This is a genomic window from Pseudomonas umsongensis (genome assembly GCF_002236105.1).
Taxonomy (GTDB): domain Bacteria; phylum Pseudomonadota; class Gammaproteobacteria; order Pseudomonadales; family Pseudomonadaceae; genus Aquipseudomonas; species Aquipseudomonas umsongensis.
Window position 1 is genome coordinate 123,285 of the sequence record NZ_NIWU01000004.1, and the last position, 25,329, is coordinate 148,613.

Sequence of the window (25,329 nt, forward strand, 5' to 3'; positions counted from 1 at the left end):
CGAAAAATCCGGGCGTCGTGTACGAATTAGAAACGTCGTAAATCGAGCGTCATCGGCAGCTCGTCGTTAATTTCCATCTTCGGTATCGGAAGTTTCCCCGGCGTGTGTCCGATACGGAAGAACCGCGCCATTCGCCGGCTCTCGGCTTCATTGGCGTTCACGGGCAATGCCTCGTAGTTGCGCCCGCCAGGATGGGCAACGTGATACTGGCAACCGCCCAGCGAACGCCCCATCCAGGTGTCGAGCAGGTCAAACACCAGCGGCGCATGGACCGGGATGGTCGGTTGCAGGCAGTTGGCCGGTTGCCAGGCACGGAAGCGCACACCGGCGACGAATTCGCCGACCCGCCCAGTGGGCTGCAACGGCACAGGTATACCGTTGCAGGTCAGCAGGTAGCGTTGCGGCGGCAATCCACTGAGCTTGACCTGCAGGCGCTCCAGGGACGAGTCGACGTAACGCACCGTACCGCCGACCGCGCCCTCCTCGCCCAACACATGCCACGGCTCAAGTGCCTGGCGCAGTTCCAGGGCGATGCCATTGACAGCGTAGTCTCCGACCTTGGGAAAACGGAACTGCAGGTGCGCCGCGAACCACTCTGCCCGCACTGGATAACCGGCGACATTGAGATCGGCAATAACGTCAGCAAAATCCTGCTCGATAAAATGCGGCAACAGGAACCGGTCGTGCAGCTCGGTGCCCCAGCGCGCCAGCTTCGGCGGTGCATAAGGCTCACGCCAGAACCGTGCTACCAACGCCCGCAGCAAGAGCTGCTGGGCCAGACTCATGCGTGCATGGGGTGGCATTTCAAAGGCGCGCAGCTCCAGCAAGCCCAGGCGACCGGTCGCGCCATCCGGTGAATAGAGCTTGTCGATGCAGAACTCGGCGCGATGGGTGTTGCCGGTCACGTCGATCAACAGGTTACGCAGCAGTCGATCCACCAGCCAGGGCGCGCACTCCTCGCCCGGCCCGGGCATCTGGGCGAAGGCGATTTCCAGTTCATACAAGGCGTCGTTGCGCGCTTCGTCGACCCGCGGGGCCTGGGACGTCGGGCCGATAAACAAGCCGGAAAACAGGTAGGACAAGGACGGATGATTATGCCAGTAGCTGATCAGGCTGCGCAGCAGATCCGGACGCCGCAGAAACGGTGAATCCGCCGGTGTCGCGCCTCCCAGTACGAAGTGGTTGCCCCCACCGGTGCCGGTGTGTCGGCCGTCGATCAGGAATTTTTCGGTGGTGAGTCGGGTCTGGCGCGCTTCTTCGTAAAGAAACTCGGTGCGTTCGACCAACTCGTCCCACGTCGCGGATGGCTGCACGTTGACTTCGATCACGCCGGGATCGGGGGTGATGCGAAAGTTGCCCAGGCGCGGATCGCCCGGCGGTTCGTATCCCTCCAGCAATACCGGGCAATCGAGCTCCCGGGCCGTGGCTTCGATGGCTGTCACTAACTCCAGATAGTCTTCGACCCGCTCCAGCGGCGGCATGAACAGGTACAACCGGCCGTCCCGCGCTTCGGCGCAGAAGGCGGTGCGGGTCAGCCAATCGGCGGACTCATCGACCTTGGGGGCCCGATCTTCAATCAGCGCCGCCGCACCTTGGCGCTGTATTTGCTCCGTGCCAGGCAGCGCCGGGAAATCCTGGTTGGGATCATTTGGATGAATGAACGGATACTCTGCCGCCTTCACCCACGGCTGCGAACCCAGCGGCAGACGATAGCCCAATGGCGAGTCTCCCGGCACCAGGCGGCAATGTTCGTCACGCAGATACCAGCGGCCGCTTTGCCACTGATCACCCTTGGCGGTGCGCGCTAACGGCAGGACTTGGCCAATCACCTTGTCGAGGCCCTGACTGAAGACTTTGCGCAAACGCGCACGCTCCAGCGGCTCTTCGAGTCGTGAGTCTTCGGCGCTGACATTTTGCGGCAAAGCCCCTTCGCGCCAGAGGTAATAGAAATTGTCTTCGTAGGCTGGAAACACAAAGCGCGTAGGAATGTTCAAGCGCTCGGCGACACTCGCCAGAAAACGCCCGGCCAACTCGCCATCGGCGCCATAATCTTGTTGCTCGTCGGCAATTAGCGCGCTGTCGTGCCAGATCGGCACGCCGTCGCGGCGCCAATAGCAATTGAGCGACCAGCGCGGCAGTTGTTCACCGGGATACCATTTGCCCTGGCCATAATGCACCAGGCCTTGCGGGGCATAACGGTTTCGCATGCGCTGGAACAGTTCGGCGGACAGTCGACGCTTGTTCGGTCCCAGCGCTGCGGTGTTCCACTCGGCACCGTCCGGGTCGTCGATGGACACAAAGGTCGGCTCACCGCCCATGGTCAGGCGCACGTCGCCTTCGAGCAGGTCGGCATCGATCTGCCGGCCCAGGGCCTGGATCGCCAGCCACTGCTCTTCGGTGTAGGGCTTTGTGACCCGCGGGGCTTCCCAGATCCGCTCCACCGACATTTCATGGCTGAATTCGCACTCGCACCGCTCCACCAAGCCGCTGATCGGTGCCGCAGAGGAGGGATCGGGACTACAGGCCAACGGAATATGCCCTTCACCGGCAAACAGCCCTGAGGTTGCATCCAGGCCGATCCAGCCAGCACCGGGCAGGTACACCTCGCACCAGGCGTGCAGGTCGGTGAAGTCCACTTCCGTCCCGGAAGGACCGTCGAGGCTTTTCAGGTCGGCGGTCAATTGGATGAGGTAACCCGACACGAAACGTGCGGCCAGCCCCAGGTGACGCAGCAGTTGCACCAGCAGCCACGCTGAATCGCGACAGGAACCGGAGGCCTGCTCCAAGGTGTGCTCGGGCGTTTGCACTCCCGGTTCCATGCGGATCAGGTAGTTGATGTCTTCGCTAAGACGCTGGTTGAGCGCGACGAGGAAATCCACAGCGGGCAATGGCGTGCGGTCGATGCCGTCCAGATAAGCCTTGAACTTTGGCGTCAGGGGCAAGGTTTCCAGGTATGGCGCCAGCTCCTTGCGCTCGTCGGTGGCGTAAGTGAAGGGAATCTTTTCGGCGTAGGGCTCGAGGAAAAAGTCGAACGGATTGAACACCGCCATTTCCGCCAACAGATCGACCTCGATCCGCAACTCGTTGGTTTTTTCCGGAAACACTAGCCGTGCCAGGTAATTACCCTGGGGGTCCTGCTGCCAATTAATGAAATGCTGCTCGGGCGAAATTTTCAGCGCGTAGGACAGTATCCGCGTGCGGCTGTGGGCGGCGGGACGCAGGCGAACGATCTGCGGCCCCAATTCGACAGCGCGGTCATAGCGGTAATGTGTGACGTGGTGCAATGCGACATGAATCGACACGGCGTGCCTCCTGCGAGCCCTAAGCGTATTGGAAAGCGCGCAAGACTTATGCCATCCAGCAGTGCTGGCGCTTTCTCCCGTTGCAGGAGGCAGTACAGCACCAAAATCGGGCGATGAAGGAAATTGGTTGGAGAGGATTGCACGGATTTGTGGCGAGGGGATGGTGGCGAGCACCAAACCTGTGGCGAGGGGATTTATCCCCGTTCGACTGCGAAGCAGTCGCAGAGTCGTTCACCTGATCATTTGTGGGTGCCGGTTGTTGGGACTGCTTCGCAGCCCGTCGGGGATAAATCCCCTCGCCACAGGTGTCGTCGGTACAGAAATGCAAAACTCCAACCCGAAGGTTGGCGTTCTGTTCAGCTCAAGCGAGGTTTAGCGCGGCACGACCGGCTTGCGCGCAGGCTTGGGCCCTTTGCCCTTGGCTGCTTCCTTGCGCTCCTTGGCCGCCTGCTGGTTGCGAGCGAATGCCGCCGCCTTGGCCTGCTCACGCTTGTCCCACGGGTTGCCGCCATCGCTGGCGCGTGGAGGCAGGCCGGTGTGCTGGGTCAGGATCTTGGTGGTCTTTTCCCCTGCAACCTTGTGGCTGCCCGCCGGCGTCGAGTTCTTGCGACGGGCACTCTGATAGCTGTCGGTGGACGGCTGGTGCAGCGGGATCAACTGGTTCTTGCCCGGCCCGATCAGGTCCGCGCGGCCCATGCGGGTCAACGCCTCACGCAGCATCGGCCAGCCTTTCGGATCGTGATAACGCAGGAACGCCTTGTGCAGGCGACGCTGCTCCTCGCTCTTGACGATGGTGACCGCGTCACTCTTGTAGGTGACCTTGCGCAGCGGGTTCTTGCCCGAGTGGTACATCGCGGTGGCAGTGGCCATCGGCGACGGGTAGAACGCCTGCACCTGGTCGGCACGGAAACCGTTGCCCTTGAGCCACAGGGCCAGGTTCATCATGTCTTCGTCGGTGGTGCCCGGGTGGGCGGCGATGAAGTACGGAATCAGGTACTGCTCTTTCCCGGCTTCCTTGGAATACTTCTCGAACATGCGCTTGAACTTGTCATAGCTGCCGATGCCCGGTTTCATCATCTGGTTGAGCGGACCTTCCTCGGTATGTTCCGGGGCGATCTTCAGGTAGCCACCAACGTGGTGGGTCACCAGCTCTTTAACGTATTCCGGGGACTCGACCGCGAGGTCGTAGCGCAGGCCGGAGGCGATCAGGATCTTCTTCACACCCGGCAATTCACGGGCGCTGCGGTACAACTGGATCAGCGCCGAGTGGTCGGTGTTGAGGTTCGGGCAGATGCCCGGGAACACGCAAGACGGCTTGCGGCACGCGGATTCGATTTCCGGGGTCTTGCAGGCGATGCGGTACATATTCGCCGTCGGACCACCCAGGTCGGAGATCACGCCGGTAAAACCGGGAACCTTGTCACGAATTTCCTCGATCTCACGGATAATCGATTCGTGGGAGCGGTTCTGGATGATCCGGCCTTCGTGCTCGGTGATCGAGCAGAAAGTGCAGCCGCCGAAGCAGCCACGCATGATATTCACCGAGAAACGGATCATGTCGTAGGCCGGGATCTTCTCCTTGCCATACGCTGGATGCGGAACGCGTGCGTAAGGCATGCCGAAGACGTAGTCCATCTCTTCGGTGGTCATCGGAATCGGTGGCGGGTTGAACCAGACATCGACTTCGCCGTGCTTCTGCACCAGGGCACGGGCATTGCCCGGGTTGGTTTCCAGGTGCAACACGCGGTTGGCGTGGGCGTAGAGCACAGCGTCATTGCGGACCTTTTCCACCGACGGCAGACGAATCACAGTCTTGTCGCGGGTCATCTTCGGGCTGGCCAGGATCTGCACGACCTTGGCTTCCTGTGGATCCTCAACCGGACCTTTTTCCTGCTCGATGGCGCAGGCCTGGGTGTCCTGGGTGTTCACGTACGGGTTGATGATCTTGTCGATCTTGCCCGGACGGTCGATACGCGTGGAGTCGACTTCGTACCAGTCTTTCGGTGTATCGCGACGGATGAACGCGGTGCCGCGCACATCGGTGATGTCTTCGATCTTGTGACCGTAGGACAGGCGCTGCGCAACTTCGACGATCGCACGTTCGGCGTTGCCGTAGAGCAGGATGTCGGCGCAGGCGTCGATCAGGATCGAGTTACGCACCCGGTCCTGCCAGTAATCGTAGTGGGCGATGCGGCGCAGGGACGCTTCAATGCCACCCAGCACGATCGGCACGTGCTTGTAGGCTTCCTTGCAGCGCTGGCTGTAGACCAGGCTCGCGCGATCCGGACGCTTGCCCGCCAGGCCACCCGGGGTGTAGGCGTCGTCGGAACGGATTTTCTTGTCGGCGGTGTAGCGATTGATCATCGAGTCCATGTTGCCGGCCGCGACACCGAAGAACAGGTTCGGCTCGCCGAGCTTCATGAAGTCGTCTTTGGACTGCCAGTTCGGTTGGGCAATGATCCCGACGCGGAAGCCCTGGGACTCCAGCAGCCGGCCGATGATCGCCATGCCGAACGACGGGTGATCGACGTAGGCATCACCGGTGACGATGATGATGTCGCAGGAATCCCAGCCGAGCTGATCCATCTCCTCCCTGCTCATCGGCAGGAATGGCGCCGGTCCGAAACATTCGGCCCAGTACTTCGGATAGTCAAATAACGGTTTGGCTGCTTGCATGTCGATAACCGGTGTTGGCTTTCATTGAATTTCGCGGGCGCGGAATATAGCACAAATTTTGACCAATTCCGACGACTGTGGTCGGAAATTGCGCCACCCCCATTCGCGAGCAGGCTCGCTCCCACAGAGATCACACTGAACCTGTGGGAGCGAGCCTGCTCGCGAAGAGGCCATGGCAGACGCTATAACTTATTCGTCGTCGTCGAAGTTGTAGCTACCGGGCGCCAGGTTCTCGAACCGCGTGTATTTGCCGATAAAGGCCAGGCGAATAAAGCCGATCGGCCCGTTCCGCTGCTTGCCGATGATGATCTCGGCAATGCCTTTGTGCTCGGTCTCCGGGTGATACACCTCGTCGCGGTACACGAACATAATCACGTCGGCGTCCTGCTCGATCGCTCCGGATTCACGCAAGTCGGAGTTCACCGGGCGCTTGTTCGGGCGTTGTTCCAGGGAACGGTTCAGCTGGGACAGCGCAACGACCGGGCAGTTGAATTCCTTGGCCAGGGCTTTCAGGGACCGGGAGATCTCGGAAATCTCGTTGGTCCGGTTGTCACCGCTGGAGCCCGGGATCTGCATGAGTTGCAGGTAGTCGATCATGATCAAGCCGACTTCGCCATGCTCACGCACCAGGCGGCGGGTTCGTGCACGCATTTCCGAGGGGCTGATGCCGGCGGTATCGTCGATGAACAGCTTGCGATCGTTGAGCAGGTTGACCGCCGAGGTCAGGCGTGGCCAATCGTCATCTTCCAACTGGCCGGAACGTACCTTGGTCTGGTCGATTCGGCCGAGGGACGACAGCATACGCATGATCAGCGATTCGCCTGGCATCTCCAGCGAGTAAACCAGAACCGCTTTCTCGCTGCGCAATACGGCATTTTCCACCAGGTTCATGGCAAAGGTGGTCTTACCCATGGACGGACGGCCGGCGACGATGATCAAGTCCGCCGGCTGCAGGCCGCTGGTCTTCTCGTCGAGGTCGGTGTAGCCGGTGGAGAGGCCAGTGATGGCGTTGTCAGTGTTGAACAGGGTGTCGATGCGATCGATGGCCTTGGTCAGCAGGTCATTCACACCCACCGGGCCACCGGTTTTCGGCCGGGCCTCGGCGATCTGGAAGATCTGCCGCTCGGCTTCATCGAGAATCTCGGCGGCGGTACGGCCTTCCGGGTTGAAGGCACTGTCGGCGATCTCGGTGCTGATACCGATCAACTGACGCAGGGTGGCCCGCTCACGAACGATTTGCGCGTAGGCCTTGATGTTGGCGACCGAAGGCGTGTTTTTCGCCAGTTCGCCCAGGTAACCCAGGCCACCGACTTGCGAGGTCTGACCTTCCTTGTCCAACTGCTCGGACAGGGTCACGACGTCGATCGGCATGTTCTGATCGGCCAGCTTGGCGATCGCACGGAAAATCAGGCGGTGGTCATGTCGATAGAAATCGCCGTCGGAGACTTGATCAAGCACGCGCTCCCAGGCGTTGTTGTCCAGCATCAGACCACCGAGTACAGCCTGTTCGGCTTCGATGGAATGGGGCGGCACCTTCAGCGCGGCGGTTTGCAGATCGTATTGCTCGGGAGCAGAGATTTCGTTCATGGCCACTTGGTTGTTTGAGGAAAAGCAGGGATTGAAAACGGGCGTTACCAGAAAGACAAAGGGCACGACCTGTGAACAGGATCGTGCCCGATGTTACCGGCAAGCACCCGAGGGTGCCAGCCGACAAGTGCTGCTTAAGCTGCTACCACGACAACGCGTACAGTGGCTTCAACTTCGGCGTGCAGGTGCACGGCTACGTCGAATTCACCTACGTTACGGATAGTGCCGTTCGGCAGACGAACTTCGCTTTTCGCTACTTCAACGCCGGAGGCGGTCAGTGCGTCAGCGATGTCGTGAGTACCGATCGAACCGAACAGCTTGCCTTCGTCGCCAGCGGTGGCAGTGATGGTCACTTCCAGCTCGGCCAGTTGGGCAGCGCGGCTTTCAGCCGACGATTTACGATCTGCTGCGGCTTTTTCCAGCTCAGCACGACGCTCTTCGAACGCAGCCAGGTTGGCTGGGGTCGCAGCGGTAGCTTTGCCGTAAGGCAGCAGGTAGTTACGACCGTAACCAGCCTTAACGTTCACTTTGTCACCCAGGTTGCCCAGGTTGGTGACTTTTTCCAGAAGGATCAGTTGCATGTGAAAATCCTCTTAACTTTTAACCTTCACCGTTCGCGTCATCGGCGTCTTTCGGCGCGAGACGACCGCGAAAATCAATCAGGCTGTCGACGATGGCCAAGACCACCAGCAACGGATAGATCAGCTGCATGAACAGCAACAGCGTGACGTACAACCCCACCAGCCAGAATTTGGCCAGTCGCTTTTGCGCCACCAACCCGTGAATCAGGGCCAGCCCGGCGAAAACCAGCGGTACGCTGCACAGCGGTACCAGCATGGACATCTGGACACCAAGGTTCGGTGTCACAACCATGCCCGCCAGCAGCAACATCGCGGGACCCAGCGGGATTCGGACGGCGCGAAACTCGCGACCAAAACCACCGGGGTTGTACAACAACGCCTGCCAGTAGCGCCCGACAATCAGGCTCAGCACACTGACGATTTGCAACAAGGCCGCAATCAGGCCGGTCAGGATCGGTGTAATCAGGGACGCGAAACGCGCTTGCTCGTCTACCGACATTTGCTGGTAGACCTCACCGAGTAGCGACGGCATGACTTTTATCAAAGCCTGCGCCAGCATCTCGATCTGGGGACCAAAAACCGCCCCCAGCACCACTGAAAACACCACTCCCATCGCTATGCTGACCAGCAGCACGCGGTTCCAGGACTCGCTTGCGCGCAAAACCAACGCAAGGCTCGCAGACCCCAGCAGCACCAGAAGTGCCCGTGGGTCGTCGGAGTAAAGCCACCAGATCAACGCCGGCAGCAGTCCCAGAGCAAGAACGCCCAGGGCGTCCTTCAATCCGCGCCGCAGGAGCACAAGGCATCCGGCGGCAGCACCCAACCAATACAACAACGGCAATGCCGCGCATCCAGCCACTACGAGAGTGGCCTGCATACGGCCCCGCATGATGAACTCAGCTAAGGCACGCATACATTCAATCCTTTGCTACGTGTCGACTGCCCGGTCTCAGCGGCCGTGGCTGTCGGTGTAGGCCAGCAGGGCCAGGAAGCGGGCGCGCTTGATAGCGGTGGCCAGCTGACGCTGATAACGTGCTTTGGTACCGGTGATGCGGCTTGGAACGATTTTGCCGGTCTCGGATACATAAGCTTTCAGAGTGTTGAGATCTTTGTAATCGATCTCTTTCACGTCTTCAGCGGTGAAGCGGCAGAATTTACGACGACGGAAGAAACGTGCCATTTGATAGGCTCCTTAAAAGGTCCGTGGATTACTCGTCAGCGTTATCGCTGTTGTCGCTGTCATCACTATCAGCGCTTTCAGCGCCTTCGTGCTCAGGACGGTCGCGACGCTCACGGCGCTCACTGCGGTTTTCTTCAGCCTTGAGCATCTCGGATTGGCCGGTAACGGCTTCTTCGCGACGGATGACCAGGTTACGGATCACTGCATCGTTGTAGCGGAAGTTGTCTTCCAGCTCGGCCAGGGCCTTGCCAGTGCACTCAACGTTCAGCATCACGTAGTGAGCCTTGTGAACATTGTTGATTGCGTAGGCCAGTTGACGACGGCCCCAATCTTCCAGACGGTGGATTTTGCCGCCGTCTTCTTCGATCAGCTTGGTGTAACGCTCAACCATGCCGCCGACTTGCTCGCTTTGATCCGGGTGGACCAAAAAGATGATTTCGTAATGACGCATGAATGCTCCTTACGGGTTGTAGCCTGCCGCTCAAAAGCGGTCAGACAAGGAGTGAATGACACTTATGGACTTGTGGACGCTAGACACGTTGGTGCCTGCCATCACAGCAAGGGGCGCAATTGTAGAGAAGGGGCGTGGGAGGCGCAAGGGAATTGGTGATTATTTGAACAACCCTCAATTCATGCCACACCACAAAACACTGTAGGAGCGAGCTTGCTCGCGATTGAGGCGCTACATTCAACATTGATGCTGAATGTTACTCCGATATCGCCCGCAAGCCGGCTCCTACAGTTGGTTTTTCAATCAGGGCTTTTTGGCGGCAGCCTTGGCTTTGACACTGCGCTGACGCTGCGCTTCGAACAGGCATACGCCCGTCGCCACGGAAACGTTGAGACTGCTGACGCTACCGGCCATCGGCAAGTTCACCAGATAATCGCAATGCTCGCGGGTCAGGCGGCGCATGCCTTTGCCTTCGGCGCCCATGATCAGGATGGTCGGACCGGTCAGGTCCTGGTCATACAGACTGACCTCGGCCTCCCCTGCCGTGCCCACGACCCACAGGCCACGCTGCTGGAGTTTTTCCAGGGTACGCGCCAGGTTGGTCACGGCCACCAGCGGAATCACTTCCGCCGCCCCGCACGCAACCTTTCGCACGACCGGCGTCAGGGTTGCGGACTTGTCCTTCGGCACGATCACCGCCAGCGCACCCGCCGCATCGGCAGAACGCAGGCAGGCGCCCAGGTTGTGCGGATCGGTCACGCCGTCGAGTACCAGCAGCAACGGTGCGCCTTCGGTGCGATCGAGTAGCTCGTCGAGCATCGCCTCGCCCCAGACCTGGCTCGGACTGACGTCCGCAACCACGCCCTGGTGCACGCCCTCGACCCAGGCGTCCATTTCACGACGCTCGGCCTGGCCGACCTGCACACGATTTTCGTTGGCCAACTCGATCAACGTCTGCACCCGCGGATCACCGCGGCCTTCAGCCAGCCAGATCTGCTTCACGCGCTTCGGGTGATGACGCAACAATGCTTCTACAGCGTGTACGCCGTAGATCTTTTCCAACTGACTCATGACTTGGCCTTAGGTTTACGCGCCCCGCCGCTTTTGGCTGGGGCCGAGCCCGCTTTTGGCGGACCTTTACGATGCTTGCTCGGTTTGGCTGGCTTGCCGCCGACAGCCTTGTCAGGCGCCGACCGACTGGTCTTTCCCGCAGACGCCGCTTTACCGCCGCTTTTCGCGCCGGCGAGCAACGCCTGCTTCATTTCACGGCTCTTGCGCACTTCGGCATTTTTCGCCGCCGCATCGCTCGGACGATAGGCCTCGACTGCCTTTTCCTTGGCGGGACGACGACCGGTTTTCGCCGGCGCCGGCTCTGCTTCGGATTTGCCAGCAGGTGCCGCGGTTTCGCTGCCACGTTTTTTGCGGCCGATCGGCGCGCTGATGGTTTTTTCGGCCATCTCGAAGTCGATCTTGCGCTCGTCGAGGTCGACGCGCATGACGCGTACTTCAACGGTGTCGCCAAGGCGGAAGCTACGACCGGTTCGCTCACCCGCCAGGCGGTGATGCACTGGATCGAAGTGGTAGTAATCGCCCGGCAGCGCGGTGACGTGCACCAGGCCTTCGACGTAAATGTCAGTCAGCTCGACGAACAGGCCAAAGCCGGTGACCGCAGTGATCACACCCGGGAACGACTCGCCAACGCGATCTTTCATGAACTCGCACTTGAGCCAGTTCACGACATCGCGGGTCGCTTCATCGGCACGGCGCTCGCTCATCGAGCACTGCTCGCCGAGCTGCTCCAGGGCTGCTTCGTCGTACGGATAGATGCGCGCCTTCGGAATGGTCATCGCACCGGCACGGCGAACGTGCGGGGTGTCCTGCTTCGAATGGATCACGCTGCGGATCGCCCGGTGAGTGAGCAAGTCCGGGTAGCGGCGGATCGGCGAGGTGAAGTGGGTGTACGCCTCGTAATTCAGGCCGAAGTGACCCTGGTTATCGGCGCTGTACACCGCCTGGCTCAACGAACGCAGCATCACGGTCTGGATCAGGTGGAAATCCGGACGATCCTTGATACCAGCCAGCAGTGCCTGGTAATCCTTCGGCGACGGGCCATCCTTGCCTTTGTGCAGGGACAGGCCGAGTTCGCCGAGGAATGCGCGCAATTTTTCCAGGCGCTCCGGCGGCGGGCCGTCGTGAACGCGGTACAACGCAGGAATTTCGTGCTTCTTGAGGAACTCGGCGGTGGCCACGTTGGCCGCCAACATGCATTCCTCGATCAGCTTGTGCGCGTCATTGCGGATGGTCGGACGGATTTCCGCGATCTTGCGCTCGGAGCCGAAGATGATCCGGGTTTCCTGGGTTTCAAAATCGATCGCGCCACGCACGTGACGAGCCGCCAGCAATACCTTGTACAACGAATACAGCTGCTTGAGGTGCGGCACCACGTCAGTGTATTCACCACGCAGCTTGCGGGCTTCGCTGGCTTTGGGCGTTTCCAGCATCGCGCTGACCTTGTTGTAGGTCAGGCGGGCGTGGGAGTGGATCACCGCTTCGTAGAAGCAGTAGTCGGTCATTTCGCCGGATTTGGAGATAGTCATCTCGCAAACCATGGCCAGGCGATCGACCTGCGGGTTCAACGAGCACAATCCATTGGACAGCTGCTCAGGCAGCATCGGGATCACGCGCTCGGGGAAGTACACCGAGTTGCCACGAACCTGAGCTTCGGCATCCAGTGCCGAACCGAGCTTCACGTAGCTGGAAACGTCGGCAATCGCCACGTACAACTTCCAGCCGCCGGAGAACAGGCGCAGCTTGCCCGGCTTGGCTTCGCAGTAGACCGCATCATCGAAGTCGCGGGCATCTTCGCCGTCGATGGTGACGAACGGCAGATGACGCAGGTCGATGCGCTTCTCTTTGTCTTTCTCTTCGACTTCCGGCTTGAGCTTGCTGGCTTCCTTGAGTACGGCATCAGGCCAGACATGAGGAATGTCGTAGGTACGCAGGGCAACGTCGATCTCCATGCCCGGCGCCATGTAGTTGCCCACGACTTCGACCACATCGCCTTGCGGCTGGAAGCGTGGTGTCGGCCAGTGAGTGATCTTCACTTCGACGAACTGACCGATCTGCGCGTTCGCGTTACGACCCGGCGTCACCAGCACTTCCTGCTGGATCTTCGGATTATCTGCGACGACGAATCCGATGCCACCTTCTTCGAAGTAACGACCGACGATTGTCTCGTGAGCACGGGACACCACTTCGACGATCATGCCTTCGCGGCGACCGCGACGATCCAGCCCGGAAACACGCGCCAGTGCACGGTCGCCGTCAAACACCAGGCGCATTTGCGCCGGGCTCATGAACAGGTCGTCACTGCCGTCGTCCGGCACCAGGAAGCCGAAGCCGTCGCGGTGACCGCTGATGCGGCCCAGGATCAGGTCGAGCTTGTCCACCGGCGCATAAGTGCCGCGACGGGTATAGATGAGTTGAGCATCGCGCTCCATGGCGCGCAGGCGGCGGCGCAGGGCTTCGATCTGGTCTTCCGTGGTCAGACCAAACTCTTCGACCAGTTGCTCGCGGTTAGCAGGCGAACCTCGATCAGCAAGGTGCTGAAGGATCAGTTCGCGGCTAGGAATGGGGTTTTCATATTTTTCCGCTTCACGAGCGGCCTCGGGATCGAGGGACTGCCAATCGGCCATTAGAGAGTTTTCACCTTGTCTATATGCGGGTTAGTTTGGCATAGGCGTAATGAAACGGGAAATTTCAGGCTAAGACGCCTCATCTAAAGCCCTATATCGACACCAGGATGTTGATTTAAATACCGCTGGTGAAATTTTTCAGGTTTTTTTGGTGTCGGGGGTTTACAGTTAAAAAGACGCTCCGTATAGTGCGCGCCATCGACGACGGACAACGTTGCCGATACTGCCCAGATGGTGAAATTGGTAGACACGCCAGCTTCAGGTGCTGGTGACCGCAAGGTCGTGGAAGTTCGAGTCTTCTTCTGGGCACCAATTTCGAGCTTGAGATTAGTTCAATTTCGAAGCTCACACAAAACCCGCGAAAGCGGGTTTTTTGCATTCTGGGACCCTGATTAATTAAATTTAAAATCAGGGGTTTACAGATCAAATTGCTCTCCGTATAGTGCGCCACATCAACAGCGGCAACGCTCGCGATGAATGCCCAGATGGTGAAATTGGTAGACACGCCAGCTTCAGGTGCTGGTGACCGCAAGGTCGTGGAAGTTCGAGTCTTCTTCTGGGCACCAATTCAAATTCAAGGTCACGACCTTGAATTTCACAGAAACCCGCGAAAGCGGGTTTTTGCGTTTCTGGCCCCTGTAGGAGCTGCCGAAGGTTGCGATCTTTTGATTTTGGTTTTTAAGATCAAAAGATCGCAACCTTCGGCAGCTCCTACAGATCAATTGCTCCGCCCAGAGCGCATATGAGAAACAATATCGTTTATCATTGTTGCAAGATTTTGCAATGCGACAGTGAGGAACCCTGCGAATGATGTTTCGAAATACCCTGCGCCGCGGCCTGACCACCACTCTGCTTGGCCTGGCACTCGCCACCCCCCTCACCCAGGCTGCCGATCCAGTCTCCCTTACACTCTATAACGGCCAACACAAGGAAGTCGGCGATGCGGTCGCCAAAGCCTTCGAAGCCAAGACAGGCATTCACGTCAATGTGCGCAAGGGCAGCAGCAACCAGCTTGCCAGCCAAGTCGTCGAAGAAGGCGATCGCTCTCCCGCCGATGTGATCTACACCGAAGAGTCGCCGCCACTGAACAAACTCGGCGAGCAAGGCGTTCTGGCCAAGGCCGACGACACCACGCTGGCCGTTCTGCCCAAGGACTATGTCGCCGCTGACGGCACCTGGATTGGCGTCACCGCTCGGGTGCGTGTCGTCGCATTCAACCCGAAGTTGATTGACGAAAAAGACCTGCCGAAATCGGTGATGGAATTCTCCGATCCAAAATGGCAAGGCAAGGTCGGCTTCGTCCCTACCAGCGGCGCCTTCCAGGAACAAGCCGTGGCGATCATCAAGGTGCACGGCATGGAGGCTGCGGAAGAATGGCTGACCGGCTTGCGCGCTTTCGGCAAGACCTACAGCAACAACATGGTTGCCCTAAAAGCCGTGGAAAACGGCGAAGTCGCGACGGTGCTGGTAAACAACTACTACTGGTTCGCCTTGCAGCGCGAAAAGGGCCAGCTCGATTCGAAACTGCATTACTTCACTGGCGGCGACGTCGGCGGCCTGATTACCGTATCGAGTGCGGCCGTGCTGAAATCCAGCAAACATCCAAAAGAAGCCCAGCAACTGCTCGCCTACATGGCCAGTGAAGAGGGCCAGCGCGTGATCACCCAGACCACCGCCGAATACCCGCTACACAAAGGCATGCAATCGGATCGCGGCCTCAAGCCTTTCAGCGAACTGCAAGCGCCGAACGTCACGCCCGCCGACCTCGGCAATGCCGAAGAAGCCTTGGACCTGGAACGCGAGGTTGGCCTGAACTGATGAGTGCATCGCTATCCGCCTCCGCCTCGCACGGTCGATACGTACCAGGGCGCAGGCGGCCTTCCATCTGGTTGATTCTGCCGGTGTTACTGCTGGTCGTGCTCAGCTTGCTTCCCCTGGCCTACGTCGGCCTGAAGGCCTGGCAAGCGGGTTGGGCCCAGGCGCTGCATTTGCTGTGGCGGCCTTATGTATTTGGCCTGCTGCGCAATACCCTGGCGCTGATGATTGGCGTAACACTGACTTGCGGCGTGATCGGCCTGTCGCTGGCATGGTTGCTGGAGCGCAGCAATCTGCCTGGGCGACGCCTGTGGGGCGTGATTCTGTGTTTGCCGTTCGCCGTACCGGCGTTTGTCAGCAGTTTTACCTGGGTGTCACTGAGCGCACATTTCGAAGGGCTCGGCGGGGCGATCCTGGTGATGAGCCTGTCCAAATACCCGCTGATCTTCCTGCCGGTGGCCGCCACCCTGCGCAATCTCGACCCCTCACTCGAAGAGTCTGCCCGCACCCTGGGGCAGAATCGCTGGGGAGTATTTTTCCGCGTCACCCTACCGCTGCTCTGGCCTTCGCTGCTGGCGGGATCGCTACTGATTGCCCTGCACATGTTGGTGGAATTCGGTGCACTGTCGATCATTGGCCTGCAAACCTTCACCACCGCGATTTACCAACAGTTCGAGCTGGAATTCAGCAACGCCAACGCCGCGATGCTCTCGGCGGTGTTGCTGGCACTGTGCTTGATGTTGCTGTGGCTGGAACTGCGCGTTCGCGGCAAAGGCCGGCATGTACGTACAGGCCAGGGCGCGGCGCGACAGGCAGAACAGGTCAGATTGGGCCCCTGGATGATGGCTGGGCAGCTTTACTGCCTGTTGCTGGCGATCATCGGCAGCGGCATTCCTCTGGGAATGCTGGCGTACTGGCTGGCCGTGGGCTCGTCGGCGGCATTCCCGATCGCCGCGATCAGCGAGGCGCTGCTTTCCTCCCTGGCCCTGTCCTTGGGCGGCGCGGCGTTTTGTCTGCTGCTGGCGTTGCCGGTGGGGTTGCTGGTGGTGCGCTATAAAGGGCCACTGGCAATCTGGGCAGAACGTTTGCCGTATCTGCTGCACGCGCTGCCAGGCCTGGTGATTGCACTGACCCTGGTGTATTTCGCGCTCCACTATGTGCCGGTGCTGTACCAGACTTCGACACTGCTGCTGATTGCTTATGCGCTGCTGTTTCTACCGCTGGCCCAGGCACCGATTCGCACAGCACTGAACAAGGCTGCGCCGCAACTGGAAGAGGCGGCGCGCACGCTGGGGGCATCTTCGTTCAGTGCGTTTTGCCGGATAACGCTGCCAATCATTTTTCCGGCGCTGGGAGCAGCGTTTGCATTGGTATTTCTGGATGCGATGAAGGAATTGACGGCGACCTTGCTGTTGAGCCCAACCGGGCTCAACACGCTGGCCACTGAGGTGTGGGCGCATACCGCGAATGTGGAGTTTGCGGCGGCGGCGCCTTATGCGGCGTTGTTGATATTGGTGTCGGGGCTGCCTGTATATCTATTAACAACCCGGATGTATTTGAGCCGCTGAGATCGCTTTCGCGAGCAGGCTCGCTCCCACAGGGCTCGGTAGATCACCTGTGGGAGCGAGCCTGCTCGCGAAGAGGCCAGGCCAGGCCAGGCAAAACATCAAGCCCTGAACTGCCCCAAGCTGGCTTTGAGCTGCGCCGCCAGGCCATCGAGCACCTTGCCGCTGGCCGTGGTTTCCACCACCGCCTGGGCCGCCTTTTCGGCTTGCACATGAATGGTCTCGACCCGACCTCGCACAGCCTGTGCTCCCCGAGCCTGATGCTCGGCAGCCTGGGTCGCCAGGCCGATTGCCGTGTGCACCTGCTCGACCGAAGCCTGCACCGATTGCTGCAACCGCGCGCTGTCACGCAGAACCAACAGGCCTTCACTGGCCTGGCGCCCGGCCTGGCCGATTGCCGCTACGGCCTCGCGGGCACCTTGCTGCAACGCTACGATGTGCGCCTGGATATCGCCGGTGGAGCTTTGCGTCTTGCTCGCCAACGCGCGCACTTCATCTGCCACCACCGCAAAGCCGCGACCGGTTTCGCCGGCGCGCGCTGCCTCAATCGCCGCGTTCAGCGCCAGCAGGTTGGTCTGTTCGGCAATGCCATGAATGACCGTCAGCACTACCTCAATCTGCTCACTCTGCTGTGCCAGGCGCTCAATCACTTGCGCGCCAGTCTCAACCTGGCCCGCCAACGCTTCAATCAGAGTGCCGACTTTCGCCGAAGTCCGGGTGTTTTCGTCGGTGGCCTGGCGAATATCCACCACCTGCTTCAATGCCGCTTGCATGGCCTGGCTTTCCGACTGCGCCTCATCCGCCATTCGCGACAAGGCCCGCAGGCTTTCAGCCACCTCATCGCGCTGCATGCCCGCCGCCGCATCCGCCCCCGCGTTACGCAATGTCATGGCGCCAATTTCCACACCGGTACGCTGGGCGACATCACCCGCCTCGCGCACTATCGGCTGCAATTTGTCGACGAAGCGATTGACCGCCGACGCCATATCGCCGATTTCGTCCCTGCTGCTGATCTGCACACGCTTGGTCAGATCGCCCTCACCCGCCGCCAGGTCATCCATGGCGACAATCAACATCCTCAGGCGGTTGACGACTCGGCGCCCGAGCACGACCGCCAGCAACAGCAGGACACCAAAGCCCACCAAAGCCAGGCTCACTCCAATACGCCAGCGCAGGGTTGTCGCGGCCTCCTGCACGGTGGCGGTGGTATTGGCTTTCATTTCAGCGGCCGTGGACTGCGCCGATTGCAGACGTGCACCCATGGCCGCTGCGCTGTCGGCTGCCGCGCCTTTGAGGCTGTCGCCCACCAACTGGTCGCCACTGGCAATCAACGCCGAGAAGCGCTTGTCCAGTGCCGCCAGGTCGGCCTCTACCGACGCCGTCGAGACGCCCATCAAGACCTTGCCGATCTCCACGCCATTAGGGTTGATCGAGGCCTCGACGTAGAAGACCGACGGATCGTTCTTCGCCGCGTCCAGCACCTTGTCCAGTGCGCGCTCGCCCTGGCCTTTTTCCAGCAGCGCCTTGTTGATCGGGTTTTCCCGGTTGAGGTAACGCGTCAGATGCTGGCCCGTGGCGTCGTCGTACACCACGAACAGGACATTGGGGTTGCGCTGGGCCCGACGGGCAAACTCGGACAAGGTCGGCACGTCGTTATCCCACATGGCGCGAGGCGCCACCGAGGCCAGAAGCTGTGCCATGTCGCTGGCGGAATCCTTCAGGTCTTTTTCCAGGGTCGAACGCAACTGGGCCTGCTCGTCCTTCAATCGCGAAGACAAGCCAGCCGTGAGGCGTTGACGCGTACTGGCAGACAGGCTGTCCAGGCTCGACGTGACTTCACGCCCCGCCTGCTCGAGCTCACCGGACAGTTTTTGACTGTCCGCCCCCAGGCGCTGGGCGAGATCGGCTTCCAGCGCCGTCACAGTGCTCCGGGTCAGCGCGACCGCCACCAGCACCTGCACCAAAAGGGCGATACCAAGGGTAACGAATACAGGCCGCAACAAACGGCTTTGTAACAACGAGAGAACAGCTGACACTTGAAATCCCTCTGCATTTGCGCCATTAAATTGATGGCACGCCCGAAAGTGACGCTTTAGGCAAAGGTAATAGCAAAGGTCATGCCGTCCTACAGACATATACGACAAAGGCCCCTATTGAGGGGCCTTTGTGTTTTACATCAACAGCTTATCAAGCGAACGGATGGCGCAGAACGATGGTTTCGTTGCGGTCCGGACCCGTCGAAATAATGTCGATCGGCGCGCCGATCAGCTCTTCGACGCGTTTGATGTAAGCACGGGCGTTAGCTGGCAGCTCTTCCAGGGTTTTGGCACCCACGGTCGACTCGGTCCAGCCCGGCACCTCTTCGTACACAGGCTGCAGGCCCACGTAGCTGTCAGCATCAGTCGGGGCAACGGCGTTGCCTTGCGCATCTTTGTAGCCGACGCAGATGTTGATGGTTTCCAGACCGTCGAGCACGTCCAGCTTGGTCAGGCAGATGCCCGAGATGCTGTTCACATCGATAGCGCGACGCAGGATAACAGCGTCGAACCAACCACAACGCCGAGCACGGCCGGTAGTCGCGCCGAACTCGTGACCTTGTTTAGCCAGGTGCGCACCGACTTCGTCGAACAACTCAGTCGGGAATGGACCCGAACCTACACGCGTGGTGTAAGCCTTGGTAATGCCCAGGATGTAGTCCAGGAACATAGGGCCAACACCCGAACCGGTAGCTACGCCGCCAGCGGTGGTGTTAGAGCTGGTCACGTACGGGTAGGTACCGTGGTCGATGTCCAGCAGGGAGCCTTGGGCGCCTTCGAACATGATGTCTTTGCCAGCGCGACGCAGGTCGTGCAACTCGGCAGTCACGTCCAGCATCAGCGGCTTGAGCAGCTCCGCGTACTCTTTGCATTCGGCCAGGGTCTTGTCGAAGTCGATGGCCGGCTCTTTGTAGTAACCCACCAGCATGAAGTTGTGGTATTCCACCAGTTCACGCAGTTTGTCTTCAAAACGCGGCATGTTGAGCAGATCGCCCACGCGCAGGCCACGGCGTGCAACCTTGTCTTCGTAAGCCGGGCCGATGCCGCGACCGGTGGTGCCGATCTTCAGCTCGCCACGGGCCTTTTCACGGGCCTGGTCCAACGCAACGTGGAAGGACAGGATCAGTGGGCAGGACGGGCTGATACGCAGGCGCTCGCGCACCGGTACGCCTTTTTCTTCCAGCTTGGTGATCTCGCGCAGCAGGGCGTCAGGTGCAACCACCACGCCGTTGCCGATCAGGCACTGCACGCCTTCGCGCAATACGCCCGAAGGGATCAGGTGCAAGACAGTTTTTTCACCGTCGATCACCAAGGTGTGACCGGCGTTGTGGCCACCCTGGTAGCGCACTACGGCGGCAGCATGTTCGGTCAGCAGATCAACGATCTTGCCTTTGCCCTCATCACCCCACTGGGTGCCCAGGACTACGACATTCTTACCCATAACACTTGTCCTCATTCGCGCAAACTTGGTGCCGGCGGCAGCCGGCAGGAAAACTCAAGAAGCCAGTGGCGATACTTGCCAAAGCCCGTTCTGCTGAATCAATTGCCGGTCGCAGTCCGCTTCACGGGCGGCGGCCAAAGGTTGCCCAGGCAATGCCTGGACAACACGCTGACCCTCACTGCGCAACTGGCAAACCTGCTGCCAGAGTGCCGCATCCGTACTGTCAGGCATCCAGATACCGCCAGACGGTAGCTGGATCTCAGCACGCCCCAGGGTCACCAGGGTTTTCAAATCGGTAGAGAAGCCGGTTGCCGGACGAGCGCGACCGAAGTCGGCGCCGATGTCGTCGTAACGACCACCCTGGGCAATGGACTGGCCCACACCCGGCACGAACACGGCGAACACTACACCGGTGTGGTAGTGGTAACCGCGCAACTCGCCCAGGTCGAAGTACAGTGGCAACTGCGGGAAACGCACGGACAAACGCTCGGCGATTGCCAACAAGTCATCCAATGCCGCCAACACTGCAGCCGGGGCCTTGGCCAGACGCTCACGCGCAGCCGCCAGCACTTCACGGCCACCACACAAGTCGACCAGGGCGCGCAGCATGCCCGACAGGTCAGCCGGCAAGCCTTCGGTCAAGGTAATGACCTCATCGATGGCTTTGCGTTGCAACGCATCGAACAACTGCTGCTCAACTTCACCGGACAGACCGGCGGCGCGGGCCAGGCCGCGGTAGATACCGACATGCCCCAGGTCCATGTGGACATCCGGTACATCAGCCAGTTGCAGCATGGCGAGCATCAGGCTGATGACTTCCACGTCGCTGCTCGGACTGGCATCGCCATACAACTCGGCGCCCAACTGGATCGGGCTGCGCGAGGACGACAAGGCACGTGGCTGGGCATGCAGTACGCTACCGGCGTAGCACAGGCGACTTGGCCCTTCGTGTCGCAAGGTATGCGCATCGATGCGCGCCACTTGCGGCGTGATGTCGGCACGGAACCCCATCTGCCGGCCCGATTGCGGGTCGATGACCTTGAAGGTACGCAGATCCAGGTCCTGGCCCGCGCCGGTCAGCAGGGACTCCAGGTACTCGATATGGGGAGTCACGACAAACTCGTAACCCCAGCTCTGGAACAGATCCAACACCTGGCGACGCGCTACTTCGATACGCGCCGCTTCCGGTGGCAGTACTTCTTCGATGCCATCTGGCAATAGCCAGCGGTCTACCGTTGCCATTACGCCTTCCCCTGTATCCGGGCGGCCAGCCTGCGGCCGAGCCTTGAGTGAAGCAGAAAATGATCAGCCCATGTTCATAAATCAGGCGCAGGAGCAACGAAGCGAAACGCCTGTTACCGGCTTCGCCAATCACTTTCCTCGAAAAACCTGTCGAGCATTCAGCTCGGGCACCTGCACAAAACAGCATTCAAACATGCAGACGCAAAAAAGCCGGGAATTTCCCGGCTGCCGCATCATACACACGTTTTCCCAAAGGATCACCCCGCCAGAGGTATTAGCCGCCCGGCGGGATGAATCAGGTCAACGTTGTATCAAGGCTTGGCTTTTTCCAGGTAATGGAAGAAGTCACTGCTTGGGTCCAGGACCATGACGTCGGATTTGTTCGCGAAGCTTTCACGGTAGGCACGCAGGCTACGGTAGAACGCGTAGAACTCCTGATCCTGACCGTAGGCCTTGGAGTAGATCGAAGCGGCCTCAGCATCACCATCACCGCGAATCTCTTCGGATTCACGATAGGCTTCAGCCAACAGCACGCGACGTTGACGATCGGCGTCGGCACGGATGCCTTCAGCCAGCTCGTTACCCTTGGCGCGATGCTCGCGAGCTTCACGTTCACGCTCGGTGCTCATACGTTCGAACACGCTGCGGTTCACTTCCTTCGGCAAGTCGATGGTCTTGACCCGAACATCGACAACCTCGATGCCCAGCTCCTTTTCAGCCATCTTGTTCAGCGAAGCGGTGATATCCGCCATCAGCGCATCACGCTCACCGGACACGACTTCGTGCAAGGTGCGCTTACCGAACTGGTCACGCAGGCCCGATTCGAGACGACGGGACAGACGCTCGTCGGCAATCTGCTTCAGACCGGAAGTCGCGGTGTAGAAACGCTCGGCGTCCTTCACCCGCCACTTGGCGAACGCATCGACCATCACGGCCTTCTTTTCCAGCGTCAGGAAGCGTTGCGTCGGTGCATCCAGCGTCATCAGGCGAGCATCAAATTTACGCACCTGGTTAACGTAAGGCACCTTCACATGCAGGCCTGGCTGAACATCGGCCTGGACCACGCGACCGAACTGCAGCAACACCGCACGCTCGGTCTGAGCCACGATGTAGAAGCAGTTCCAGGCTGCGATCGCCACGGCGACGCCGACAATAAGGGCGATCAGCGATTTATTGCTCATCAGCGACTCTCCCTGGTACGTGCTTGCTGTTGCTGCAGATCAGCTGCCGCACGCGCATTCGCTTCATTGCTGGTGGCTGCCGCGCCGGTCACCTGGGTGCTGGTGCTGCGACCACTTTCGACCATTTTGTCCAGCGGCAGGTACAGCAGGTTGCTCTGGCCATTCTTGTTACCGGTCACGAGAACCTTGCTGGTATTACTGAAGACTTCCTGCATGGTGTCCAGGTACAGACGCTGGCGGGTGACTTCAGGTGCCTTGCGGTACTCGGCGACCAGCTTGGTGAAGCGATCGGCCTCACCCTTGGCACGCGAGACGGTTTCGTCACGGTAGCCATTGGCATCTTCAAGGATGCGCTGGGCCTGACCACGAGCTTCCGGCACGACGCCGTTGGCATAGGTTTCAGCCTGGTTGCGCGAACGCTGCTCGTCTTCACGGGCGCGGATCACGTCATCGAAGGCTTCCTGTACTTCGCGCGGTGCCGCTGCACTCTGTACGTTCACCTGGGTAACGGTGATACCGGTGCGATAGGTATCCATGAAGCGTTGCAGGCGCTCCTTGATCTCGCTGGCCATCAATTCACGACCTTCGGTCAACACCTGGTCCATCGCGGTGGAACCCACCACATGGCGCAGGGCGCTGTCGGTCGCGTGCTGCAGGCTGATTTCCGGCTGATCGACGCTCAGCACGAAGTCCTGCAGGTTGCTGATCTTGTACTGCACGGTCAGCGGCACTTCGACGATGTTTTCGTCTTCAGTCAGCATTTGACCTTGCTTGGTGTACGCACGCTCACGCGTGACGTTTTCCATGTACTTCTTGTCGATCGGCGGGAAGTAGATATTCAGGCCGGGGCCGACGGTTTCGTAGTACTTGCCGAAGCGCAGCACCACGGCTTGCTCCTGCTCGTCGACGACATAGACCGCGCTGTACAGCCAAACGGCTGCCAATACGACCAGGCCGATGCCCAGCAGGCCGCCGAAGCCGCCGCTCTTGCCCGAACCACCACCATCATCCCCGCGTTTCTTGCCACCACCGAACAACCCATTCAGGCTTTCCTGCAGCTTTCGGAAGGCCTCGTCGAGATCCGGCGGCCCCTTGCGGTCGCCGTTATTACGACGCTTGCCACCCCAAGGATCCTGATTATTCGAGTTGCCACCCGGCTCATTCCAAGCCATAGCGCTCTCCATCTGATAAAGCAAAGACGCACCCACGGCGCGCCGACCAATGCTACAGAATGCCTGTCACCACGGCACAACCGCTTTCTCAGGCTTTTATTGCAAAGTGTGTTGCTCGATGAATTCCACCGGTTGCAAACCTTCGCGGCTCACCAGCCGATTCAACTCGGCGCGTGGCAAACGAACGGCCAGCAAACTGATGCCTTCGTCGTCATGTTCTTCCTTCTGTACCGCCCCGAGTTCGAAGAACTGCGCACGCAGTCGAGCAAATCGGTTGGGCAAGCGCAAGGTGCCAACAAACAAATCATCCCCAAGCAGCTCGGCCACGGCCTGCCTGAGCAGGTCCAGACCTGTACCGTCCTTGGCCGACAACCAGACCCGCTGCGGCTTGCCATCGGCATCGCGCTGGATCTGCGGCTCCACGCCCTCGAGCAAATCGAGTTTGTTATAGACCTCCAGGATCGGCAAGTCTTGAGCCCCGATCTCCCCAAGCACCACCATGACCTGTTCAATCTGGGCCATGCGCTCGGGTTCATGGGAGTCGATCACATGCAGCAGCAGATCGGAATTGCTCGACTCTTCGAGCGTAGCCCGAAATGCCTCGACCAGCTTGTGCGGCAGGTGACGAATGAAACCCACGGTGTCGGCCAGCACGATCGGCCCGAGGTCATCGAGTTCGAGTCGGCGCAAGGTCGGGTCGAGGGTGGCGAAGAGTTGGTCGGCGGCGAAAACTTCGGAATCGGTCACCGAGTTGAACAACGTCGACTTGCCGGCGTTGGTGTAGCCCACCAGTGAAACCGTCGGTATGTCAGCCCGTTTGCGGCCACGACGCGACTGCTCGCGCTGGCTGCGGACCTTTTCCAGGCGCCCCTTGATCTGCCGCAGGCGAACCCGCAACAGACGCCGGTCGGTTTCCAGCTGGGTTTCACCCGGACCGCGCAAGCCGATACCACCCTTCTGCCGCTCAAGGTGAGTCCAGCCGCGAACCAGCCGCGTACTCATGTATTCAAGCTGGGCCAGTTCAACCTGGAGCTTGCCTTCATGGGTGCGGGCGCGTTGGGCGAAGATATCGAGAATCAGACCCGTACGGTCGATCACGCGACACTCGAAAGCGCGTTCGAGGTTACGTTCCTGACTGGGCGTGAGGGTGTGATTGAAAATCACCAGATCTACCTGCTCGGCTTTGACCAGGTCGCGTAATTCCTCGACCTTGCCACTGCCAATCAGGTATTTGGCGGATGGCCGATGACGCGGCACGTTGAAAAACGCGACGGTCTCGGCGCCAGCCGAAATTGCCAACTCCTGAAACTCCTGCGGATCTTCGCGCGCCTCAGGGTCCTGTCCATCCAAGTGAACGAGAATGGCCCGTTCACCACCACCGTGGCGCTCAAAGAACAAAGGAGAC

At 59.9% G+C, this 25,329-nt stretch carries 17 protein-coding genes and 2 tRNA genes; 4 read left to right on the forward strand and 15 right to left on the reverse strand.

The window, feature by feature from the left end; translation table 11 throughout:
• Positions 1 to 26: 26 nt before the first annotated feature.
• The 9 genes from PSUM_RS20380 to rnr form a co-directional block, all read right to left on the reverse strand.
• Positions 27 to 3,302, reverse strand: coding sequence for a transglutaminase family protein (locus PSUM_RS20380; RefSeq protein ID WP_083350057.1), 3,276 nt, complete (start codon positions 3,300 to 3,302; stop codon positions 27 to 29).
• Positions 3,303 to 3,674: 372 nt separating this feature from the next.
• Entirely contained in the window at positions 3,675 to 5,978 is a 2,304-nt protein-coding gene (locus tag PSUM_RS20385) for a YgiQ family radical SAM protein (protein ID WP_020797698.1), read from the reverse strand.
• Positions 5,979 to 6,167: 189 nt separating this feature from the next.
• Positions 6,168 to 7,565 carry a replicative DNA helicase gene (gene dnaB / locus PSUM_RS20390; RefSeq protein ID WP_008058980.1) on the reverse strand — a complete coding sequence of 466 codons (1,398 nt, stop codon included), beginning with the start codon at positions 7,563 to 7,565 and terminating at the stop codon, positions 6,168 to 6,170.
• Between the two features lie 134 nt (positions 7,566 to 7,699).
• Positions 7,700 to 8,146 carry a 50S ribosomal protein L9 gene (gene rplI, locus PSUM_RS20395; protein WP_008058981.1) on the reverse strand — a complete coding sequence of 149 codons (447 nt, stop codon included), beginning with the start codon at positions 8,144 to 8,146 and terminating at the stop codon, positions 7,700 to 7,702.
• Between the two features lie 19 nt (positions 8,147 to 8,165).
• Complete coding sequence (locus tag PSUM_RS20400) at positions 8,166 to 9,059, reverse strand: YybS family protein (RefSeq protein WP_020797699.1); 894 nt, start codon at positions 9,057 to 9,059, stop codon at positions 8,166 to 8,168.
• A 36-nt stretch (positions 9,060 to 9,095) separates the two neighbouring features.
• Entirely contained in the window at positions 9,096 to 9,326 is a 231-nt protein-coding gene (gene rpsR, locus PSUM_RS20405) for a 30S ribosomal protein S18 (RefSeq protein ID WP_002551829.1), read from the reverse strand.
• A gap of 28 nt (positions 9,327 to 9,354) precedes the next feature.
• Complete coding sequence (rpsF, locus tag PSUM_RS20410) at positions 9,355 to 9,777, reverse strand: 30S ribosomal protein S6 (RefSeq protein WP_003217491.1); 423 nt, start codon at positions 9,775 to 9,777, stop codon at positions 9,355 to 9,357.
• A 303-nt stretch (positions 9,778 to 10,080) separates the two neighbouring features.
• A complete protein-coding gene (rlmB, locus tag PSUM_RS20415; RefSeq protein WP_020797700.1) occupies positions 10,081 to 10,848 on the reverse strand; it encodes a 23S rRNA (guanosine(2251)-2'-O)-methyltransferase RlmB in 768 nt (255 codons plus the stop codon).
• Positions 10,845 to 13,472 carry a ribonuclease R gene (gene rnr / locus PSUM_RS20420; protein WP_083350056.1) on the reverse strand — a complete coding sequence of 876 codons (2,628 nt, stop codon included), beginning with the start codon at positions 13,470 to 13,472 and terminating at the stop codon, positions 10,845 to 10,847. The genes rlmB and rnr overlap by 4 nt, the downstream gene beginning before the upstream one ends.
• 225 nt (positions 13,473 to 13,697) lie before the next feature.
• Between rnr and PSUM_RS20425 the strand changes: the two genes are divergently transcribed.
• The 4 genes from PSUM_RS20425 to PSUM_RS20440 all read left to right on the forward strand — a co-directional run bounded on the left by PSUM_RS20425 (position 13,698) and on the right by PSUM_RS20440 (position 16,855).
• Positions 13,698 to 13,784 (forward strand) — tRNA-Leu (locus tag PSUM_RS20425).
• A 167-nt stretch (positions 13,785 to 13,951) separates the two neighbouring features.
• A tRNA-Leu gene (locus tag PSUM_RS20430) sits at positions 13,952 to 14,038 on the forward strand.
• A 241-nt stretch (positions 14,039 to 14,279) separates the two neighbouring features.
• The gene (locus tag PSUM_RS20435) at positions 14,280 to 15,290 is read left to right on the forward strand and encodes an extracellular solute-binding protein (protein WP_020797702.1); all 1,011 of its coding nucleotides are present in this window, start codon (positions 14,280 to 14,282) and stop codon (positions 15,288 to 15,290) included.
• A complete protein-coding gene (locus tag PSUM_RS20440) occupies positions 15,290 to 16,855 on the forward strand; it encodes an ABC transporter permease (RefSeq protein ID WP_083350055.1) in 1,566 nt (521 codons plus the stop codon). Before PSUM_RS20435 ends, PSUM_RS20440 begins: the two co-directional genes overlap by 1 nt.
• A 98-nt stretch (positions 16,856 to 16,953) precedes the next feature.
• Here the strand turns inward: PSUM_RS20440 and PSUM_RS20445 are convergent, their stop codons facing one another.
• From PSUM_RS20445 to hflX, 6 genes are all read right to left on the reverse strand, one after another.
• Positions 16,954 to 18,888 carry a methyl-accepting chemotaxis protein gene (locus PSUM_RS20445; protein WP_033040616.1) on the reverse strand — a complete coding sequence of 645 codons (1,935 nt, stop codon included), beginning with the start codon at positions 18,886 to 18,888 and terminating at the stop codon, positions 16,954 to 16,956.
• 151 nt (positions 18,889 to 19,039) lie between these two features.
• The gene (locus tag PSUM_RS20450; RefSeq protein ID WP_020797705.1) at positions 19,040 to 20,329 is read right to left on the reverse strand and encodes an adenylosuccinate synthase; all 1,290 of its coding nucleotides are present in this window, start codon (positions 20,327 to 20,329) and stop codon (positions 19,040 to 19,042) included.
• A gap of 54 nt (positions 20,330 to 20,383) precedes the next feature.
• Positions 20,384 to 21,571, reverse strand: a complete 1,188-nt coding sequence (locus PSUM_RS20455) for an ATP phosphoribosyltransferase regulatory subunit (protein ID WP_083350054.1) — start codon at positions 21,569 to 21,571, stop codon at positions 20,384 to 20,386.
• A 311-nt stretch (positions 21,572 to 21,882) separates the two neighbouring features.
• Positions 21,883 to 22,752 (reverse strand): protease modulator HflC, encoded by an 870-nt coding sequence (gene hflC / locus PSUM_RS20460; protein ID WP_083350053.1) that lies wholly within the window; start codon positions 22,750 to 22,752, stop codon positions 21,883 to 21,885.
• The gene (hflK, locus tag PSUM_RS20465) at positions 22,752 to 23,924 is read right to left on the reverse strand and encodes an FtsH protease activity modulator HflK (RefSeq protein WP_020797708.1); all 1,173 of its coding nucleotides are present in this window, start codon (positions 23,922 to 23,924) and stop codon (positions 22,752 to 22,754) included. The genes hflC and hflK overlap by 1 nt, the downstream gene beginning before the upstream one ends.
• Positions 23,925 to 24,020: 96 nt before the next feature.
• Positions 24,021 to 25,322, reverse strand: coding sequence for a ribosome rescue GTPase HflX (gene hflX / locus PSUM_RS20470; RefSeq protein WP_008064113.1), 1,302 nt, complete (start codon positions 25,320 to 25,322; stop codon positions 24,021 to 24,023).
• Between the last annotated feature and the right edge of the window lie 7 nt (positions 25,323 to 25,329).

Excerpts from the sequence above, each read along its gene's own strand:
- rpsF (WP_003217491.1), bottom strand. The coding sequence starts at position 9,777 with ATGCGTCATTACGAAATCATCTTTTTGGTCCACCCGGATCAAAGCGAG.
- hflK (WP_020797708.1), bottom strand. The coding sequence starts at position 23,924 with ATGGCTTGGAATGAGCCGGGTGGCAACTCGAATAATCAGGATCCTTGG.
- PSUM_RS20440 (WP_083350055.1), top strand. The coding sequence starts at position 15,290 with ATGAGTGCATCGCTATCCGCCTCCGCCTCGCACGGTCGATACGTACCA.
- PSUM_RS20385 (WP_020797698.1), bottom strand. The coding sequence starts at position 5,978 with ATGCAAGCAGCCAAACCGTTATTTGACTATCCGAAGTACTGGGCCGAA.
- rpsR (WP_002551829.1), bottom strand. The coding sequence starts at position 9,326 with ATGGCACGTTTCTTCCGTCGTCGTAAATTCTGCCGCTTCACCGCTGAA.
- PSUM_RS20435 (WP_020797702.1), top strand. The coding sequence starts at position 14,280 with ATGATGTTTCGAAATACCCTGCGCCGCGGCCTGACCACCACTCTGCTT.
- PSUM_RS20400 (WP_020797699.1), bottom strand. The coding sequence starts at position 9,059 with ATGCGTGCCTTAGCTGAGTTCATCATGCGGGGCCGTATGCAGGCCACT.
- rnr (WP_083350056.1), bottom strand. The coding sequence starts at position 13,472 with ATGGCCGATTGGCAGTCCCTCGATCCCGAGGCCGCTCGTGAAGCGGAA.
- rplI (WP_008058981.1), bottom strand. The coding sequence starts at position 8,146 with ATGCAACTGATCCTTCTGGAAAAAGTCACCAACCTGGGCAACCTGGGT.
- PSUM_RS20450 (WP_020797705.1), bottom strand. The coding sequence starts at position 20,329 with ATGGGTAAGAATGTCGTAGTCCTGGGCACCCAGTGGGGTGATGAGGGC.
- PSUM_RS20455 (WP_083350054.1), bottom strand. The coding sequence starts at position 21,571 with ATGGCAACGGTAGACCGCTGGCTATTGCCAGATGGCATCGAAGAAGTA.
- hflC (WP_083350053.1), bottom strand. The coding sequence starts at position 22,752 with ATGAGCAATAAATCGCTGATCGCCCTTATTGTCGGCGTCGCCGTGGCG.
- dnaB (WP_008058980.1), bottom strand. The coding sequence starts at position 7,565 with ATGAACGAAATCTCTGCTCCCGAGCAATACGATCTGCAAACCGCCGCG.
- rlmB (WP_020797700.1), bottom strand. The coding sequence starts at position 10,848 with ATGAGTCAGTTGGAAAAGATCTACGGCGTACACGCTGTAGAAGCATTG.